General features: G+C 37.8%; 14 protein-coding genes and 1 tRNA gene. 9 read left to right on the forward strand and 6 right to left on the reverse strand.

Annotation, left to right across the window (positions count from 1 at the left end; translation table 11 throughout):
* The 3 genes from thrA to CA2015_RS01320 all read right to left on the reverse strand — a co-directional run bounded on the left by thrA (position 1) and on the right by CA2015_RS01320 (position 4,702).
* Positions 1–2,448 carry a bifunctional aspartate kinase/homoserine dehydrogenase I gene (gene thrA, locus CA2015_RS01310; RefSeq protein ID WP_048640255.1) on the reverse strand — a complete coding sequence of 816 codons (2,448 nt, stop codon included), beginning with the start codon at positions 2,446–2,448 and terminating at the stop codon, positions 1–3.
* An 872-nt stretch (positions 2,449–3,320) separates the two neighbouring features.
* Positions 3,321–4,001 carry a GIN domain-containing protein gene (locus tag CA2015_RS01315; RefSeq protein ID WP_048640256.1) on the reverse strand — a complete coding sequence of 227 codons (681 nt, stop codon included), beginning with the start codon at positions 3,999–4,001 and terminating at the stop codon, positions 3,321–3,323.
* A gap of 20 nt (positions 4,002–4,021) precedes the next feature.
* Positions 4,022–4,702 carry an SDR family NAD(P)-dependent oxidoreductase gene (locus tag CA2015_RS01320; RefSeq protein WP_048640257.1) on the reverse strand — a complete coding sequence of 227 codons (681 nt, stop codon included), beginning with the start codon at positions 4,700–4,702 and terminating at the stop codon, positions 4,022–4,024.
* Between the two features lie 85 nt (positions 4,703–4,787).
* On the opposite strand from CA2015_RS01320, the gene CA2015_RS01325 reads away from it, so the two are divergent.
* From CA2015_RS01325 to CA2015_RS01335, 3 genes are all read left to right on the forward strand, one after another.
* Positions 4,788–5,672 (forward strand): mechanosensitive ion channel family protein, encoded by an 885-nt coding sequence (locus tag CA2015_RS01325; RefSeq protein ID WP_048644290.1) that lies wholly within the window; start codon positions 4,788–4,790, stop codon positions 5,670–5,672.
* Positions 5,656–5,994, forward strand: coding sequence for an MGMT family protein (locus CA2015_RS01330; protein WP_048640258.1), 339 nt, complete (start codon positions 5,656–5,658; stop codon positions 5,992–5,994). The genes CA2015_RS01325 and CA2015_RS01330 overlap by 17 nt, the downstream gene beginning before the upstream one ends.
* Before the next feature lie 321 nt (positions 5,995–6,315).
* Positions 6,316–7,005, forward strand: coding sequence for a sugar transferase (locus CA2015_RS01335; protein WP_048640259.1), 690 nt, complete (start codon positions 6,316–6,318; stop codon positions 7,003–7,005).
* A gap of 212 nt (positions 7,006–7,217) precedes the next feature.
* On the opposite strand, the gene CA2015_RS01340 is transcribed toward CA2015_RS01335, so the two are convergent.
* Positions 7,218–8,666: a sodium:solute symporter gene (locus CA2015_RS01340; RefSeq protein ID WP_048640260.1), complete on the reverse strand. Its 1,449-nt coding sequence runs from the start codon at positions 8,664–8,666 to the stop codon at positions 7,218–7,220.
* Positions 8,667–8,719: 53 nt separating this feature from the next.
* On the opposite strand from CA2015_RS01340, the gene CA2015_RS01345 reads away from it, so the two are divergent.
* The 4 genes from CA2015_RS01345 to CA2015_RS01360 all read left to right on the forward strand — a co-directional run bounded on the left by CA2015_RS01345 (position 8,720) and on the right by CA2015_RS01360 (position 13,592).
* Positions 8,720–9,007 carry an ATP-dependent Clp protease adaptor ClpS gene (locus tag CA2015_RS01345; RefSeq protein ID WP_048640261.1) on the forward strand — a complete coding sequence of 96 codons (288 nt, stop codon included), beginning with the start codon at positions 8,720–8,722 and terminating at the stop codon, positions 9,005–9,007.
* A 12-nt stretch (positions 9,008–9,019) separates the two neighbouring features.
* Entirely contained in the window at positions 9,020–9,640 is a 621-nt protein-coding gene (gene recR, locus CA2015_RS01350; RefSeq protein WP_048640262.1) for a recombination mediator RecR, read from the forward strand.
* A 42-nt stretch (positions 9,641–9,682) separates the two neighbouring features.
* Positions 9,683–9,756 (forward strand) — tRNA-Ala (locus CA2015_RS01355).
* A 260-nt stretch (positions 9,757–10,016) separates the two neighbouring features.
* On the forward strand, positions 10,017–13,592 hold the full coding sequence (locus CA2015_RS01360) for a T9SS type A sorting domain-containing protein (protein WP_048640263.1): 3,576 nt from the start codon (positions 10,017–10,019) through the stop codon (positions 13,590–13,592).
* Positions 13,593–13,700: 108 nt separating this feature from the next.
* Here the strand turns inward: CA2015_RS01360 and CA2015_RS01365 are convergent, their stop codons facing one another.
* Together CA2015_RS01365 and rimO are read right to left on the reverse strand one after the other, a co-directional pair.
* Positions 13,701–14,861: a hypothetical protein gene (locus CA2015_RS01365; protein WP_048640264.1), complete on the reverse strand. Its 1,161-nt coding sequence runs from the start codon at positions 14,859–14,861 to the stop codon at positions 13,701–13,703.
* A 55-nt stretch (positions 14,862–14,916) separates the two neighbouring features.
* Entirely contained in the window at positions 14,917–16,227 is a 1,311-nt protein-coding gene (gene rimO, locus CA2015_RS01370) for a 30S ribosomal protein S12 methylthiotransferase RimO (protein WP_048640265.1), read from the reverse strand.
* 466 nt (positions 16,228–16,693) lie between these two features.
* Between rimO and trhA the strand changes: the two genes are divergently transcribed.
* Positions 16,694–17,338 (forward strand): PAQR family membrane homeostasis protein TrhA, encoded by a 645-nt coding sequence (gene trhA, locus CA2015_RS01375; RefSeq protein WP_048640266.1) that lies wholly within the window; start codon positions 16,694–16,696, stop codon positions 17,336–17,338.
* 188 nt (positions 17,339–17,526) lie between these two features.
* Positions 17,527–17,919: a DUF302 domain-containing protein gene (locus CA2015_RS01380; RefSeq protein ID WP_048644291.1), complete on the forward strand. Its 393-nt coding sequence runs from the start codon at positions 17,527–17,529 to the stop codon at positions 17,917–17,919.
* Positions 17,920–17,966: the final 47 nt, after the last annotated feature.

Genomic DNA, 17,966 nt, shown 5'->3' on the forward strand with positions numbered 1-17,966 from the left:
TTACCTTGAATAATTTCCTAACCTGATAATGTCTGCAAATACACCTGCAGCGGTAACATCCGCTCCAGCTCCCGGACCTCTAATGATCATAGGAAACTCATGGTATCTTTCAGTGGTAAACAAAATCATATTGTCACTCCCTTCCAGGGAATAAAAAGGATGCTTTTTGTCCACAGATTTTAACCCTACAGTAGCTTTACCATTTTCTAAAACGGCCATAAACCTAAGGGTTTCCTCTTTTTCGTTGGCTTCGTCTACTAAGGCTTTGAAATGAGGATCATGTTCTTTTAATTTTTCCAGAAATGCGTCTACAGATGCTATGTCTTTACAGTCATCAGGCACCATACTTTGAATAGAAACGTCTGAAAAATGCAAGTCCTGCTCTGCTTCTCTACCTAATATAAGGATCTTTCTCGCTACATCCATCCCACTTAGATCATCTCTAGGGTCTGGCTCCGTGAATCCCTTTTCCTTGGCCTGCTCTACTACCTTACTAAACGGGGTACCTTTGCTTAATTCACTGAATATAAAATTCATAGAACCACTAAGTACGCCTTCAATTTTAAGTACTTTATCACCACTTAAAATCAAATCCTGCAAAGTGCTAATAACTGGCAATCCAGCAGCCACATTGGTTTCGTAGAGGAACTTAATATTTCTTTGTCCTGAAAGTTTTTTCAGGGATTTATAATTCTCTAAAGAACTAGAATTGGCTTTCTTATTGGGGGTAACGATGGCCACTTTGGAGGAAAGGACTCTTTCGTAAGTATCAGCCACTTCTTGACTAGCGGTACAATCTACCAATACAGAATTTGAGAAATTCATGCTATTCATCGTATTTAAAAATACGCTAAGGTTCATCGGTAAATCAGCACTCGATGGAACTGGAATAGAACTAAGGTCAAACCCGTCTTCATCAAAAGCCATGAATCGGGAATTGGCCAAACCATGAATTTTGATATCCAACATATAATCCTCCTGCAACTTGTTCAATTGATTTTGAATCATCGATATCAATGTTTTGCCAATCAACCCAACGCCAATAAGGAAAATATGTAGCACCTTGTTGTCTGAGAGGAAAAAAGCTTCATGCAAAGCATTCAAGCCCTTCTGCAGGTCAGACTGTTTAATAACAGCAGATATATTTAGTTCAGAACTGCCTTGAGCTACTGCCGATACATTTATATTATTTCTTCCAAGCGCTTGGAACAGCCTTCCACTTGCCCCTGGATGGTGCTTCATGTTCTCGCCAACAACGGCTATTACGGCCATATTTGGCATAATCTGAACCTTGTCCATTTCTCCGGCGAGAATCTCATAATGGAATTCATTTTCCAAAACTTCTTGAGCCACACTAGCGTTTTCACTTTTAATAGCGATACAAATACTGTGTTCTGAAGAAGCCTGACTAATCAATACTACATTGACATCCGCCTTAGCAAGGGCACCAAAAACTCTACTACTTACTCCTATCACCTCTACCAGTCCAGAACCTTGGACATTCAATAGCGAAATGTGGCTTAATGAAGAAATACCTTTAATCAATTTAGAGTTCTCCGGCTTTTCGCAAATAAGTGTTCCTTCCTCCTCTGGCTTAAAAGTGTTTTTAATGTAGATAGGCACTTTACGCTTCATCGCTGGTTGCATGGTAGCTGGAAATACAACCTTAGCACCAAAATGAGAAAGCTCCATCGCTTCATTATAACTCAATTGTGGAATGGTAATCGCAGAATAAACCAATCGAGGATCTGCTGTCATTACTCCAGTCACATCGGTCCAAATCTGCAAGCTGTCAGCTTTTAATGCCGCGGCAAAAATAGCTGCAGTATAATCAGAGCCACTTCTTCCGAGTGTGGTTGTTTCTCCCTTTTCTGTTGAAGCCACAAAACCAGTAATGACAAGTACTCCTTGGTGTTTGGAATAATAGTCGTAAATCAATTGATTTGTTGTAGGGAAAATTACTCTAGCATTCCCAAAACGATCGTTGGTTCTGATGAGCTCTCTGGCATCAACATAATGCGTATCCATTTCATTTTCTCGCATCCCTTCCGTCATAATGTAGGTGGAGATACGTTCTCCGAAACTTACTACATAATCAGAAGTTCTTGCAGAAAATTCTTTTATTAAAAAAATACCATGATACAGATCCTCAAGTTCATTGAACCTTACCTTGACATAGGTCAAAACAGAAGATTGCTTTCTTACAGGAATTAATTGTTTTACGAGTTGGAGATGACGCTTCTCCAGAGAAAGTAAAAGTGCCTTGTATTCCATGTCGTTTTCCTTTGCGAGATGGGCACATTTTAGTAAATCCTCGGTAACTCCCCCAAATGCTGAAAAGACAACAGCTATGCGATCGTCTAGGGATGCGTTCTTGACAATGGAAAGAACATTTTTAATTCTTTCCAAATCAGCTATGGATGAACCTCCAAATTTTAATATTTTCATTGCTATTCTTTATCGATTAATAAGGTTAACAAAAGCCTATGAAGGGCCTCTTGTGTCAGGGCAATATGTATGTATGCACGGGATTACCCCGTAATACCTGTAATTGTGGTAGTATTGCCACTAAAAAATAGACTGCAGTTAAGTGACCGAAAAGTTTCGGTTAAAGAAATTTCTAGAATTTTATTTACTGCGAAAACCATGTTTGAATGTTTGAAGGGACAATTCTAATGACAAATTTTATATATCACAAGTTTTTTAGATTAGAAATCCCTTATTACCTTAAGATTAAAAAACTGATTGTCACTCAAACAAGTTCATTATGCCTTATAAAATGTTGTCTAAGGCTTAATTTAGCTAATCATAAAAATTGAAATTCCGCTCAATTTATAAAATGAAAACTTTGAGATAATTCTAAGCAAAACCAAACAAAAGAGCTCTATGCAAAATACATGACATCCTTCAGTAAGGTCTGTAAGCATTGAAATATTTTGATAAAATTCAGGAAGACTAAAAACCAATTCCATTTTTCCTAAATTGTTAAGTAGATTTTTCTATCAAGAAACCAACATTTAATCCCAATTTTTAAAAAAATCCAGCATTGAAACACAGGGTTTTGAATCAAACCTGTGTTTCAACCCGGAGTATGTGATAGGATTTCTCCGCCCTGACAATGTCAGGGGTGAAGCCTGTCCCGTGTTTACGGGAAGTGTTGCAATCGCAAGAAAATCAGACTGTTTGGAGATTTTAGCATAGCATCGCTATGGTGAAATTAAAAACAGCAACGAAGTGGCTGATTTTAAAGCGATTTCAGCGCGTAATAGAATGTCTATTGCATAATTCGGGTTCAATGCCTTTAATTCAGTTTCTATTTCCTAAAATTGTTCTATTACACCACCAATGCTTTCTTTTACGTCAATTATATTGGGATCTCCCTTGTATTTCACTCTACCTCTAGTTGCAGCAGTTCCTTTTAGCGATTCCAACACTTCAAAACTTCCACTTGCATTGGTATTGGTTCTGATTTCTGCATTTTTCACAACCAACTCTTCTCCGTCAATCTCTGAATTTGTAAATGCGTTATAATCTAAATTTTCTGCAGTTCCCTTCACAAACATTCTGGCATTGGTTTCTGCCTCCAAAATCAACTGTTCAGCTTTAACTTCTACTTCCAGGTAAGCGTTACTCGCCACTTTTAACTGAACCACTTTACTTTCAACCATGTCCTTTACAAAAACCTTAGCTCCAGAGCTAGCTTCAATTTGGTTAAGTTGGACATAGGTTAAAACCACTTTAACAGAACTGGACTTGGGATTATTACCAGAAACCTCAATTTCTAATTCCCGCTTGTTAACATCTGAAGTCACCTGACTTATATCAATCCCTGAGGCGGTAATCGTCATTTCATGTATTTCGCCCTTAACAAGTTCAACCTCGATGGCATCACTGACTACTAGCTGATCAAAAGCATTTAAGGCTCTGGTTTCGGTAGTGGTTTGTGCTTTGGCACTTAAGACCAATAGCAACATGAATAGGGATAATGCTGTGTTTTTCATAATTCTAAATAATTAATTAATCAATTGATGCCACCATACAATTTAAATGTCATATTTCTTAAGGAGGCATTGGTTGCCGCATAGTGCATAGCCTCAGCAATTTCTTCCGTCTTAACCCAATCCCCAAAATCAGCATCAGGCATAGCCGCTCTATTTTGAGGCGTATCTATAATACTTGGTACAAAGACATGTGACCTAACTTTTAGATCGGCAGTTTCATTAGCAATAAAATCTGCCAAATCAATCACCAAACTCTTACTCAAAGCGTATGCCAAAACATCTTTACCTTCATTGGGCTGTAAAGCAGGCTTAGCCCCTACGAATAGGAAAGTGCCATTGTTGGTTTTTCTCATTAACGGTATAAAATGTTTCACCATATTAAAAGCACTGAAAAAATTAAGTTGAATCATTTTCTCTATGTCTTTACTAGTAGTTTCTTCAATTCCTCCGATAGCAAAACCTCCTACCAATAAGGCCATGCATTCAAGGCTTCCGTATTGAACTTGGTATTCTTTACTAAAATCCTTCACAGATTGCTCATCAGTGACATTTACTTGGTAAACATCATCCGCTTCTTCAACTTCCAAGTCGCTACCTGGAGAAACAATGGCTATCACTTTAAATCCTTCCCTCTTAAATTTACTTACAACTGCGCTACCCAAATTCCCTGCACTTCCTGTGATAATAATATTTCTATTCATGCTATTATTTTGTTTGGTTATTATGCGGTATTTTTGTCAGCTAAATGGACAAAACATAAAAGTAAGGTTTATTTTTAAAATAGTAATGGAAACAGGAAAAAGCAATATAGAGGTCAATGAACGAAAAAAACGAATAATATTCGTTTTAAAAGTGCTTGCTTACTTTACTTTTTTGGTCCTTCAGGAAGCCATTGAGCCTGATAAAAATCTTTTATTTTCAAAACTTTACAATATAGTAGATGCCTTTGCCTTCCTACTTTCAGGAAATATTTTGGTTTCGCTAGGAAGAATATTTTTGGTGAGGTTTTACTTGAGGAAAAAGAAAACGAACTCACTACACAGTAATTTTGTCCTTGGCATTAATAGGATTGCAAGTCTGCTAAATGTGATTATACTTTTGATCGCTATAATGGTCTTTTTCGATATTGATCCCAAAGAATTCCTTTCCAGTATTACCATAGTAGCTGCGGCCATTGCACTCTTGTCTAGGGACTATATCATTAATATGCTCAATGGACTCATTATCATGTTTTCAGACCAAATCACCCTTGGTGACTATATTAAAGTTGGTGAGCATCAAGGAAAAATAAAAGACATCACTTTATTGAATATTGTCCTTTTAAATGATGACTACGACTTGGTAATGGTTCCGAATAGCCTCATTCTTACTGCCAACGTTGTTAATTACAGTCGACAGAACATAAGAAAGCTGACCTTTGATTTTGAAGCTACCAATCATTCATTATTAAATGTGGATGAAATGGAAAACGAACTGAAAGCAAAAATAAAACCATTTAAAGAAGAGGTTCAGAGTGACAGTATTTCTCTTAAAGCACTAGAAATAAAAAAAGACATCGTTAAAATGAAACTTCAGATACAACTAAATAATAAATCAAGAGAATCTGAAAGAAAAATACGACGAATAATCAATCAGGCAATTATCAACCTTACAGGTGAAGAAAACAAATGACAACTTTTTCTCGCAAGTCTACCAAGTGGTAAAACTCATCCCTCGAGGAAGGGTAACATCTTATGGTGCCATTGCTTCTTACCTTGGTAGCAAAGGAAGTGCTCGAATGGTAGGCTGGGCCATGAATGCAGCACATGGTATGGAGGATGTACCTGCCCACCGGGTAGTAAATAGAATAGGGATGTTATCAGGTAAAAACCATTTTGCCACTCCAGACCTTATGCAGCAACTACTGGAAAAAGAAGGAATCAATGTAGAAAATGACATTATTGTAGATTTTGATAACTTTTTTTGGGACCCAGAGAACCATTTAACCTTATAAAAGGTTTGAAATCCAACGACTTTCAATTGTCATTTTAAAACTAAAAATTACACTTCATATCTACAGTGTTTCAAACCCTACACCAAAGAAACCAAAATATATAATTTATCAAAAACCATGTAATAATTACCAAATCTTTAATAAATCATTAACTATTTTGCTAATAACAAAACTTAGAAACAAAATATTAGGAAATTAAAATACTTTATTCTAGTTTTGAAATACATTTTTCAAAAGACAAAAATGTAAACAACATATATTATGGCATGATAATGGTTTACCTGAAAATATCTTTTGAATGATTTAAATAAAATCAATCGTATGCCCTCCACTATCACCGAGCGAAAACCAACCGCTAAATCAATCAGCATAAAGAGGAAATATTCAAAAATATTCCCTAGAGTCAATTTTGATGAATCTCAACAAATGCTCAAAAGGGTTTTTGATATTTCTTTGAGCTTGGGACTTATGGTATTTGTTTTCTCATGGCTATTCCCATTAATAGGCATTATCATTAAAGCCACCTCTTCCGGCCCTGTGTTTTTCCAACAATTAAGACATGGAAAAGACAATGTACCTTTTTTTTGTTATAAGTTCAGGACGATGTACATCAACGACCAAGCGGACACTAAACAAGCCACCAAAGATGACCCAAGAATTACTTGGATTGGTAAGTTCTTACGGAAGTCAAGCTTGGATGAATTACCTCAATTTTTAAATGTTATCAGAGGTGAAATGTCTATCGTTGGGCCAAGGCCACACGCCATGCCGATGAATTATAAATTTTCTTCAGAGATCGACAATTTTATGTTTCGCCACACTGTGAAACCAGGTATTACAGGTCTAGCCCAAGCAAAAGGATTTAGAGGCGAAACCAAAGATTTCTATGATATCTATTCAAGATGTAAGTTGGACATATTCTATGTGAACAATTGGTCACCGATGTTGGATATTAAAATCATAGTTTGGACTGTGTTTTCTTTACTTTTGGACAAAGGAAAAGCTTATTAAGTAGGCTTGACAATATCAACAACTGGCAACTCTCTACCACCTTACAGACCTAAGTTATAAATTCAAACTAAGATTATTATGGCCAATCAATACCCTAGACTATGGTATGCTTTGCTATGCAAAAAATAAAAGCCGGCCCTCAACTTTCCCAAACGATTTATGGTCAAACTATTGACTTTAAATTTCCTTTCAATTGAAAGGAATCTTATTCATTAGGTGTGTTTATTCCGCACTAACCAAAGGCCTAAAAACATCAACAAACCGTTTAATATTAACAATTCAAATCCGAATTTGTAACCCCAAAACCAGTTTTCTGATTTTGATGAAAGGACGAAGGATATTAATGGAGCCAAAACAGCCAAAATGGGAACCCATCTATCTTTCACTTTATATTTGGTGAAAAGCCCAAAGGAGTAGAGGCCTAGCAAAGGACCGTAAGTATATCCTGCAATTAGAAAAACCGCATTGATTACACTCTGATCATTTAACCATCGAAAAAGGAGAATGACTATAAACATCAAAAAAGTAAAACTAAGGTGTACCGTTTTTCTAATGGTCAATGCTTTTTTCTTATCTGGATTCTTGTCTATTTCAAGAAAATCGTAGCAAAAGGAGGTTGTAAGGGCAGTCAAGGTAGAGTCTGCACTACTATAGGCCGCGGCAGTAATACCCAAAACAAATACAATCCCAGCAAAAGTAGAAAAATAAGAAGTTGCCAACAGAGGGTATAAATCATCAGTACGTTCAGGAAGGGTAATTTGATTGCTTTCAGCATACATATACAATAAAACCCCTAAGGCTAAGAATATCAAATTTACAACTACCAATATATTGGTAAACCAGAACATATTTTTTTGTGCATCTTTGAGATTTTTGCAGGTCAGGTTTTTCTGCATCATATCCTGATCCAAACCAGTCATGACGATGACTATAAACATTCCTGAAAAAAACTGCTTGAAAAAATTCGTTCCACTTTTCCAATCCCAGTTAAAAATTTTGGAATAAGGTTGATCTGCTACTTTCACCATCAAATCACCTATCCCGGAAAGCCCGAGCTCTTGTGACACCAAAACAATGCTAACAAAAACTGCCAAAAGCATAAAAAAGGTTTGTAAGGTATCTGTCCACACCACTGTTTTAATACCTCCCCGAAAAGTATACAACCAAATTAAGGTTACAGTAATCAAAACTGAAACCCAAAAAGGAATTCCCCATCTGTCAAATAATATGATTTGTAAAACACCAGCCACTAAGAAAACCCTAATAGACGAACCAAGTGTTCTTGAAAGAATAAAAAAGAAAGCTCCCGTCTTATACGACCAAAAGCCAAATCTCCCTTCCAAATAGGAATAAATTGAAACCAAATTCAGTCGATAATAAAGCGGAAGTAGCACTTTAGCAATCACCGCATAGCCCACCGTATAGCCCAAAACAAGTTGAAAATAATAGAAATTACTATTTCCTACTTCTCCAGGCACTGAAATAAAGGTTACTCCCGAAAGTGAAGCACCTATCATCCCAAAGGCAACTAAAAACCAAGGAGATTGTCTATCTCCTGTGAAAAAGGTGTCTGATTTTAAATTTCTGGAAGTAAGCCATGAAATCAGGAACAACAGTAAAAAATAAGATGTTATAACAATTAATACGAGATTTGAGTCCATAATGCTTTTGGCTAAAGGGCATTAAATTTGGGATTAATTATTAACTTTGCAAAATGAAACCTTTAGAACATTTATTTGAATCCGAAGAAGAATTATTAGTAGAGGAAACTGTTGACCAGGAAGAGCATGACTTGGTGGTTTTTAATGATGACATCAATACTTTCGATCATGTTTCCAAGGTATTAATTAAAGTGTGTAAACATTCCCAAGAACAGGCAGAGCAATGCACAATGATTATTCATTACAAGGGCAAATGCTCTGTTAAAAAGGGAAGCGCAAGTAAACTCAAACCTATGTGTGAGTCTATTCTTGATGCAGGCATACAGGCTACAATTTTATAAATTAAAGCTTAATTGAATTTCCCTTCCAAACTAATTGAAGATGCTGTAGCGGAAATAAGCCGGCTTCCTGGTATAGGTAAGAAAACAGCCCTCCGCTTAACTTTGCATTTGCTTAAGCAAAAAGAGCCCGTAACCACAGCACTTACGGATGCCTTGTTGAACCTTCGTAAAAACATCCAATACTGTGTGATTTGTCATAATGTTTCTGACGATACAGTTTGCAGTATTTGTGAAGGCCTTAAAAGGGACAAAAGCGTAATCTGTATTGTCGAGGACCTCCCCGATGTACTGGCAATAGAAAACACCAACCAATACTCAGGTTTGTACCATGTATTGGGAGGAGTGATTTCCCCGATCCAAGGAATAGGGCCAGATGAGTTAAAGATAGCGTCTTTAATTAAGCGAATTGAGACTCCCTCAAATGATGTTCAGGTTAAAGAAATCATCTTGGCACTGCCTGCAACCATGGAGGGAGATACTACCTCATTTTTTATAACAAGAAAGTTGAAAGACAAAGGCTTAAATATTAGCTCAATAGCTAGAGGTATTCCTGTTGGTAGTGAATTGGAGTACACTGATGAGATAACACTTGGAAGAAGCATCTTAACCAGAATAAAATATTCTTCGGAATAATTTGTTGAATTAAAATACCTACCTATATTTGCACTCCGTTTCGGGGGATTAGCTCAGTTGGCTAGAGCGCTACACTGGCAGTGTAGAGGTCATCGGTTCGAATCCGTTATCCTCCACTTTAGGTTTACAGCTAAAGTTGTAAACCTTTTTTTTATTTTTAGGGTTTTTAATATATCTGTATTATTATTGCTTGTAGGCATTTAAGCAGTCAACCCATTTAACTTTTAGGTACTATATAGTTAAGGCACTTAATTGTTTTTGCCTGATTTAAGTAAAGAAACAGGTGCTTGCACAGTTCTTTAAATATAAATCCCCCTCTATCCAATGGGAGGGGATAGGGAACCACTATCATAGTTGGAAACATAAATGAAATACCATGCCATTTTATCAAAAAAGCTTTTTCGCGTTATCAACTTTTCTATTTTTAACCTTATCGGTTACATACGCACAATATGAGACGCATTTACTTCAAGGGCTAGTTATATCCAGCTCAGATGCACCGCAGTCCAACGCAGAACTGGCTATAGATGGATTACAAAATACTTCTTGGGTATCCAACAATCCTTTCCCAACAAATTTTTATGACAATGCTTACCAAAATTTAATTCTACAACCCAACCGTATTGAATTAAGCAATATTTATCCAGAGGCAACCAATTCCTACTCACCATCCATTACATTACCAGCTGAGGCCTTTATCAATTTCGCCTCCCCAGAAGACATTTATTTAATAGGATTAAAAACCAATGGTCTACAGGAAAAGGTCACCATTACCTTTTTTGATAGTTTAGGAATTGTTAAAACAGAAGAATATTTACCAGCTCAAAGTTACAACCACATCAGGTTTGAAGTTAACCTAGAGGATATTGAAAAAATTAAACTCAGTAGTATTGCCTCCTTTTCCATAATGGAAATTGGTTTATTAGCAGAAGTCCCTAAAGAATACATTACGCTGGATCTGGGCGATACTTACACTGTTAGTGAGGTAAAATCCAAACATTGGGCAGGAAACAGCAATGCAACAGCCACACAGCTTCTTGCTGGGAATCATCCAGACAGCCTTACAATAATTGCCAACTTACAGCCCGACGAGATTGCCTTTATTAGCACTTCACTTGACCCAGCTATTGAAGCCAGATACCTCCAGATTGCACATAGGGTAGTTCCTGAAAACTACAAAAAGGTCACTGTGTTTGAAATAGAGGCTTATGGTAGTGAGATTGTAAAACCAGACCCAGTACTTCCCGATCCAGACCCAGTAACGACATGGAATCCAGATGCGGGTTTATATTCGGCACTATCCAAGACAGCAATAGCATCATCAAGCTCTACTGCCAATGGAACCAATAACACAGCAGAGGCGGTATTAGATGACAATATTGCCACGGCATGGCTATCTACAAACCCGCTTCCTGATGCTTATGTTAGCAATTCCAGACAAAACATCTTCCTGAACAAAAATGGGATAGCTGGAAATGGGGCAAACATGACCAATGCTACAGATGGAAATCTGGGTAATAGTACTCCTCAAATAGGCCTAATCAATGGTGTAGCTAACTTCTCACTGGATTTAGCCCCTGTTAAGGTTCACAGACTAGGGCTTAGGCTGGCCAATAATCATGCTGAACCTGTAAGTATTCAGGTAATTAATCTGCAGGGTGACACCCTTAGTACAACTTATGAAACCACAACTACTGGACATGTGAGGTTTGAAATTGAGATGGATGAGGTTACAAAGGTCTTCTTGACATCAAATGCCGCATTCAGCATCCAAGAAATAGCTGCATATTCGGAACCATTGTCCGAATTTATAACCTTGGACTTGATGGAAGTCAAGCCTGTTTCGCGAATTGCCGCAAAACAATGGAACGGTAATAATACTGCCATTTCCTCCAAATTATGGGTAGGACCTACATTAGACAGTTTGACTTTACTGGCAGAGTTGGACCCTAACTCTTTAGACATTCACAATATTGAATTACCAGAAGGCAATAGAACCAGGTTTGTTCGACTAGAACAACAATTGGTAGATGAAAATTATAAAAAGGCCACCATCCAAGAATTAACAGTGTACGACAAGTTTGGTAACTACGGTCCCCCTCCTGCACCAAAACCGCAGAACACAAGTTTTGGTAAACTATTTGGAGTAAATACAGTATGGGCCTGGGGAACCAAAAAAGTACCGAACTTGCAAGGAGCAGACGAAGGGGCTCAAAAATTTATCCGAGCTGCCAATCAGGCCAGAAATTACCACAATATCCATTGGGATACTGCTGACCCTGACATCACCCCTTCCTATGGTGGCGAAAACCCTATGGTATTGCGACCATGGACGCAGTGGACCCGAGAATATAAAGATTGGATAGATAAAGGATTTGAAGTAGATGCAACTTTTACCTTTGACAGATTTCAGGAATCTTTATGGGACAATCCTTATTCTTCAGGTTATGGTCTTGGACATGCCTTTGCCAGCACTTTTGGCCCAAGTCATGAAAACCTAATCCGCACTGTAGAGGTAGGTAATGAACCCTGGGACTACAGTGACTCAACCTATCGTAAAATACTATTGGGAACCGCTCAAGGACTAAAAACTGCAGACCCTATGATAAAGGTATTGCCCGCAGCCTTACAAGCATCCAACCCCGTTACTAATGATGGACAAAAAAATTATATGGGAACCAAACTGCACGAGGCGGCGGCCCCATACCTTGACGGAATTAACTTACACCTTTACAGCTATTACAGAACCAATGAAGGTGACAGAATAGCTGTACATCCTGAACATCCGGCATCAGAAATGAGGGCCTTGTTTTCCGGATTACGATTTAGAGATGCCAATATGCCTGGCAAAGAAGTGCATGTTACTGAATGGGGATGGGATGCTTCAAGTGAAAATGAAACAGCCATCAATTCAGAAGCAGTAAGTGCTCAATCACAGGCTGTATATGCACTACGAGGACTGTTTTGGTTAAGTAGAATGGGAGTAGATAAGGCCCATTGGTATTTTTATGCCAATGTGGATACCCTTGAAGGCATAGACCCGATTAATTATCAACGGTCTGGACTAACCGAATCAGGACACTATGGATTCAAAGAAAAGCGAGCCTTTACAGCGCTTGAGGCCATGCAAAATAGGATGGGAAACCTATATTTTGAAGATGTAATCAGAGAGGATGAACAAGCATACATTTACCAACTTAGGAATGAAGAAGGTGAACTGTCCCATCTTATAGCTTGGAGACCAGTTACCGGTGAAGATTCTTTGACAGTAAATTACCAGCTTCCGGCAGAATTCCCTGCTCAAGAGGCCTGGTACCTTTCAGGACTATCTCCAAATGGAGAAGAGGTATCCCTTTCTTATACCAATGGAAAACTCACTTTACCGCTTTCCTCTAAACCCCTTCTGATCCATTTAGGTACATCTGTTCAAAATGGTACCAACATCCCTTTGGAAGGAAACCTAAAGGTATATAATGATAAAACCGGGTTTGAATTGAAGTTAAGCACAAATACCCCTTTAAAACATGCTGATGAAATTAAGCTCATTAATGAAAAAGGGCCTCTTAACCACTCCTCAATTACCTGGCAAAAAGAATCTCCTCTACTTTGGAAAGCTGATTTAGGTAGCCTAGATCCTGGAGCCTATCTAACTCGGGTTGAATTAGGGACTAAAAAGGTACAAACCAACACTGTGTCCATTGACATACCCCATAGGTTTGTATTGTCGCCAAATCCAACTCAAGGGAAAAGTACATTAAGGGTAATGCAAGAATTTAATGAAAAGACAAAAATCTCTATTATTCGCTTAGATGGTATTCCTGTACAAACCATTTACCTACCAGCCCACACTACTACAGCAAACCTGGATTTTAGCGAACTGAAAAACAGCACTTATTTGATTCGCCTTGAAAATACAAGTTTCAAAGGTCAGCAAAAATTTATTAAGCAATAAAAAAAATATTTAAAGAAATAGGGCTGGTAAGTTTTACAACTTCCAGCCCTTTTTGCTTTTCTATGGTTTCGTTTACCCTTTGATTTGGGAAAAAGAATACTATATACTTTACAATACTTTGTGCTTTTCAAAAGGAACACTCCTATCAAAAATATAACGGTAAGTATGATGCGTCTTATAGATGGAAGCATTTAATTGTTCACATACTCGCATCATTTTAGGGTTAAAATCCCCCACCCAATTCATCTCTATGGTCTCATAGGGCAGTTTTTTCTCTGCTACATTGTCCCTATAATCTGTTGCCATAGCACTTTCTACACCCTTTCCCTGGAATTCCGGCACTACACCAAATACCAAACCTAGCATTTTATCTGGTGGATTAAAGGTTTTGTGCCAAAGAAATTTAAGTTTACCTATTAGATCCATTTTACCATCAACATATTTAAAGATTTGATTGATTTCAGGAATACTAATAAAGAAACAAATGGGATCCCCTTTATAGAAACCAAAAAAGATAAGGTTCGGATCTATTATAGGCTTCATTTTGGAAAGCATTAGCTTGGCTTCCCTTACGGAAATGGTTTTACCCAAATGTCCCGCCCAAGCTTTGTTGTATACGGTCATAAAGTATTCTGGAAATTTCTCCCAAAGCTCTTTTCCTTTAAGGCACCTAAATTCAAAATCTTTATTTTCAAGAATTTTCATCGACCTTTCCCTGATCTTTGGATCGACAACTACCCCTTTTACATTTCTGCTATAAGTATATTGTTTAAAATAAATTTGAAACCCATAGGCTTCAAAAAAATCCTTATAATACGCGAAATTCCAGTGCATGTTATAATTAGCCGGAGAAAAACCATCTACCAACAAGCCCCACCATTTGTCTCTTTCCCCAAAATTCACCGGGCCATCCATGGCTTCCATACCTTGGGCAACTAACCAGTCTTTTGCAGCATCAAATAACATAAAAGCTGCTTTTTGATCATTTATACATTCAAAAAAACCCATCCCTCCGGTTGGGATTTTCTCTTTCCATTTGGGATTGATAAAAGCGGCATTTCTACCTATGGTTTTCCCCTGATCATCTATTAATAACCAACGGATGGATTTACCTCCACTCTTGAACAGTTTGTTGGTCTTGGGGTGAAAAAGGTCTTCTATGTCTTTGTCCAGGGGTCTGATCCAGTTTTTCTCATTCTGGTACAACCTCACTGCCATTTGAAAAAACTCTTTTTGATGCGCTGGGGTGGTGACTTCCTGTAAATGCATGGGTTAAAAAACTACTTTAATTATGTTATAAATGATAATTAGAATAAACAAAAGACTAAATAACTTCTCCGTAAAGGTCAAATTCGGTGGCTTCGGTAATCTTTACATTTACAAAGTCACCCAATCTGCAATAATACTTACTGGCATCTATCAATACCTCATTGTCTACCTCTACAGAATCATAGGCTGTCCGACCTACAAAACGGCCATTTTCTTTTTTATCAATCAACACCTTGTATTCCTTCCCTATTTTCTCCTGATTGAGCTCAAAAGAAATCTGTTCTTGTATCTCCATCAGGCGATTGGCCCTTTCCTGTTTTACTTCCTGTGGTACACTATCCTCCAATCCATAAGCATGTGTATCTTCTTCATGAGAATAGGTGAAAACTCCTAATCGCTCAAATCGCATGCGTTCTACAAAGTCCACCATTTCTTCAAACTCGGCCTCACCTTCACCTGGATGTCCGGTAATAAGCGTTGTCCTGATCGCAATGTCCGGGATTTTACTACGGATTTCATTGATCAAATCCTCTTGCTTCTCACGGGTAGTTCCTCTTCTCATCGTTTTCAACACCTCCGTAGACCCATGTTGCAAAGGTATGTCCAGGTAATTACAAATATTATCCCTTTCAGCCATTACTTCCAGCACATCCATAGGGAAACCTGTTGGATAGGCATAATGCAACCTTATCCACTCCAAGCCTTCTACATCCGATAGGGCTCGCAAAAGATCTGCAAGCCTTCGTTTTTTGTAAAGATCCAATCCGTAGTAAGTAGAATCCTGGGCGATCAATAGTATTTCTTTGGTTCCACCAGCCACTTTATGCTTGGCTTCTTTAACCAATTCTTCAATTGGGCGAGAAACGTGTCCACCTCTCATAAGCGGAATGGCACAAAATGCACAAGGCCTGTCACAACCTTCGGAGATTTTCATATAAGCATAATGTGAGGCGTGACTTAGTAGTCGCTCTCCAACCAACTCATGTTTATAATCCGCCTTAAATTTTTTCAATAATGCCGGAAGCTCTCTGGTTCCAAAAAAGGCATCAACCTGAGGGATCTCCAACTCTAGGTCATCTTTATACCTTTGAGAAAGGCATCCTGTCACATAGACTTTATCCACCAAGCCTTGATCTTTAGCTGTCGCATACTCCAGTATGGTGTTGATAGATTCCTGCTTTGCATTGTCTATAAATCCACAAGTATTGATAATTACTATATTATTGTCCTCAGCATTTGATTCATGCCGGGCATCAATACCATTTCCTTTCAGTTGGCTTAATAGCACTTCAGAATCCACAAGGTTTTTGGAACAACCCATGGTGATGATATTGACTTTATCTTTTTTTAAGGTTCTTGCTTTCATATCTTCCTGCAAAAGTACAAAATTACCCTGACAACCATTCTATACATCTCGCCTTTAGCGCAATGTTATTGAATTATTAAAGACTGAAATATTTTGTAAAGAATCCTTAATCTCTGTTCGGCTTTATTAAAAGGGGAAAAGCCTACTTTTGAATAAGTAATACAGCGACAATTTTTTTATTACTCCTTGTAATTTTTTGAAAAGGCCACGATTCCATTCGAGGCCTTTTTCTTTTTGTCCCTAGGGTCGGGCTGAGAAATTCGATTTACTTACAAACTGAAACCCGAAAATCCTCCAGGTCTCGCAGATAACCGAGCTAGGTAAAAAATAGCCAATTGAAACCTGAAAGGATTTATCTCAATCATAACCAAATGATTAAACAAACAACCTACGGTTTTAGGCACTATCAATTCCGAAAATTGATTTAAATACCCGATATTTACCGAAATACTTTTAATCGACTACAATGGCTGGACTGGTAGAAAGAAAACAAACAATAAAAGAAGAGTTTGCCAATACCCTCACCCACCTGATTGGTATTCTTTTTAGTATTGTTGCCATAGCTCTTTTGGTGGTTTTTTCAGTTTTAAATGGCACTCCATTGCATGTGGTCAGTTGCTGTATCTTTGGTGCCACCATGTTGTTACTTTATACCTCTTCTACCCTTTATCACGCCATTCAATCCAAAGAATTAAAGCCCCTATTGCGTAGCATTGATCACATTAGCATTTATTTTTTGATTTCAGGCACCTATACCCCCTTACTGTTGATAGGTTTGGGAGGTACTTTAGGATGGGTCTATTTCGGAATCGTATGGACCATCACCTTATTAGGATTGGTTTTTAAAATATTCTTTATCGGCAGGTTTGAAAAATTATCGCTTATTCTGTACCTAGGGATGGGCTGGATGGCCCTGCTACTTATAAAACCTTTGGTGGCCAACCTGAGCACCGAAATTATTTACCTGATTGCAGCTGGGGGTTTGGCATACACTATAGGTACTGTTTTTTATGCCAAAAAAAAATTGCTTTACGCCCACGCCATTTGGCATGTTTTTGTCCTTGTTGGTACGGTATTGCATTTCATTGCCGTCCTTTTTCTGATAACCTGAAGGATTTCAACCTCCAGTAAAGTCCTCCGTTTTTTAAAATTATTCATACAGTTATTAAATCAAAAGGACCACCTTTCAGTCTATCCTGATTTTCAGATAAACATAGACAACTGAATATGTAACAATAGTCACTGTCTTTGGCCCTATCTATGTGTAGCTTTATAGTTGAACCAATCAATGAAACAGCTATGAAATATTATATCAATAAAACACTCGAAGCACAATCCTTTTCAGGAGTAAAAGAAAAGGTAACTGCAGCCCTAAAAGAGCAAGGGTTTGGTGTGCTTACGGAAATAGATATTCAGGCCACCATGAAAAAGAAACTAGACAAGGATTATTTACCTACCCTGATATTAGGTGCTTGTAATCCTGGTTTTGCAGACAAGGTGTTGACCATAGACCCAAATATGTCAGCCATGTTGCCTTGTAATGTCACAATCAGGGAACTAGAAAATGGTAAAATAGAGGTCTCCGCCATCGATCCTGAGGCCGCCATGGTGCCGGTTGGGAAAGAGGAAATCAAACCCTTGGCCAAAGAAGTTAAAGAAAAATTGGCTAAAGCAATTGAAGCTATAAAATAAAAATAAAGGAGATTTCTATTAACCAGAAATCTCCTTTCCTTTTCTAC

It is taken from the genome of Cyclobacterium amurskyense (genome assembly GCF_001050135.1).
GTDB classification, from domain to species: Bacteria; Bacteroidota; Bacteroidia; order Cytophagales; family Cyclobacteriaceae; genus Cyclobacterium; species Cyclobacterium amurskyense.

Excerpts from the sequence above, each read along its gene's own strand:
- thrA (WP_048640255.1), bottom strand. The coding sequence starts at position 2,448 with ATGAAAATATTAAAATTTGGAGGTTCATCCATAGCTGATTTGGAAAGA.
- CA2015_RS01315 (WP_048640256.1), bottom strand. The coding sequence starts at position 4,001 with ATGAAAAACACAGCATTATCCCTATTCATGTTGCTATTGGTCTTAAGT.
- CA2015_RS01320 (WP_048640257.1), bottom strand. The coding sequence starts at position 4,702 with ATGAATAGAAATATTATTATCACAGGAAGTGCAGGGAATTTGGGTAGC.
- CA2015_RS01325 (WP_048644290.1), top strand. The coding sequence starts at position 4,788 with ATGGAAACAGGAAAAAGCAATATAGAGGTCAATGAACGAAAAAAACGA.
- CA2015_RS01335 (WP_048640259.1), top strand. The coding sequence starts at position 6,316 with ATGCCCTCCACTATCACCGAGCGAAAACCAACCGCTAAATCAATCAGC.
- CA2015_RS01340 (WP_048640260.1), bottom strand. The coding sequence starts at position 8,666 with ATGGACTCAAATCTCGTATTAATTGTTATAACATCTTATTTTTTACTG.
- CA2015_RS01345 (WP_048640261.1), top strand. The coding sequence starts at position 8,720 with ATGAAACCTTTAGAACATTTATTTGAATCCGAAGAAGAATTATTAGTA.
- CA2015_RS01360 (WP_048640263.1), top strand. The coding sequence starts at position 10,017 with ATGCCATTTTATCAAAAAAGCTTTTTCGCGTTATCAACTTTTCTATTT.
- CA2015_RS01365 (WP_048640264.1), bottom strand. The coding sequence starts at position 14,861 with ATGCATTTACAGGAAGTCACCACCCCAGCGCATCAAAAAGAGTTTTTT.
- rimO (WP_048640265.1), bottom strand. The coding sequence starts at position 16,227 with ATGAAAGCAAGAACCTTAAAAAAAGATAAAGTCAATATCATCACCATG.
- trhA (WP_048640266.1), top strand. The coding sequence starts at position 16,694 with ATGGCTGGACTGGTAGAAAGAAAACAAACAATAAAAGAAGAGTTTGCC.
- CA2015_RS01380 (WP_048644291.1), top strand. The coding sequence starts at position 17,527 with ATGAAATATTATATCAATAAAACACTCGAAGCACAATCCTTTTCAGGA.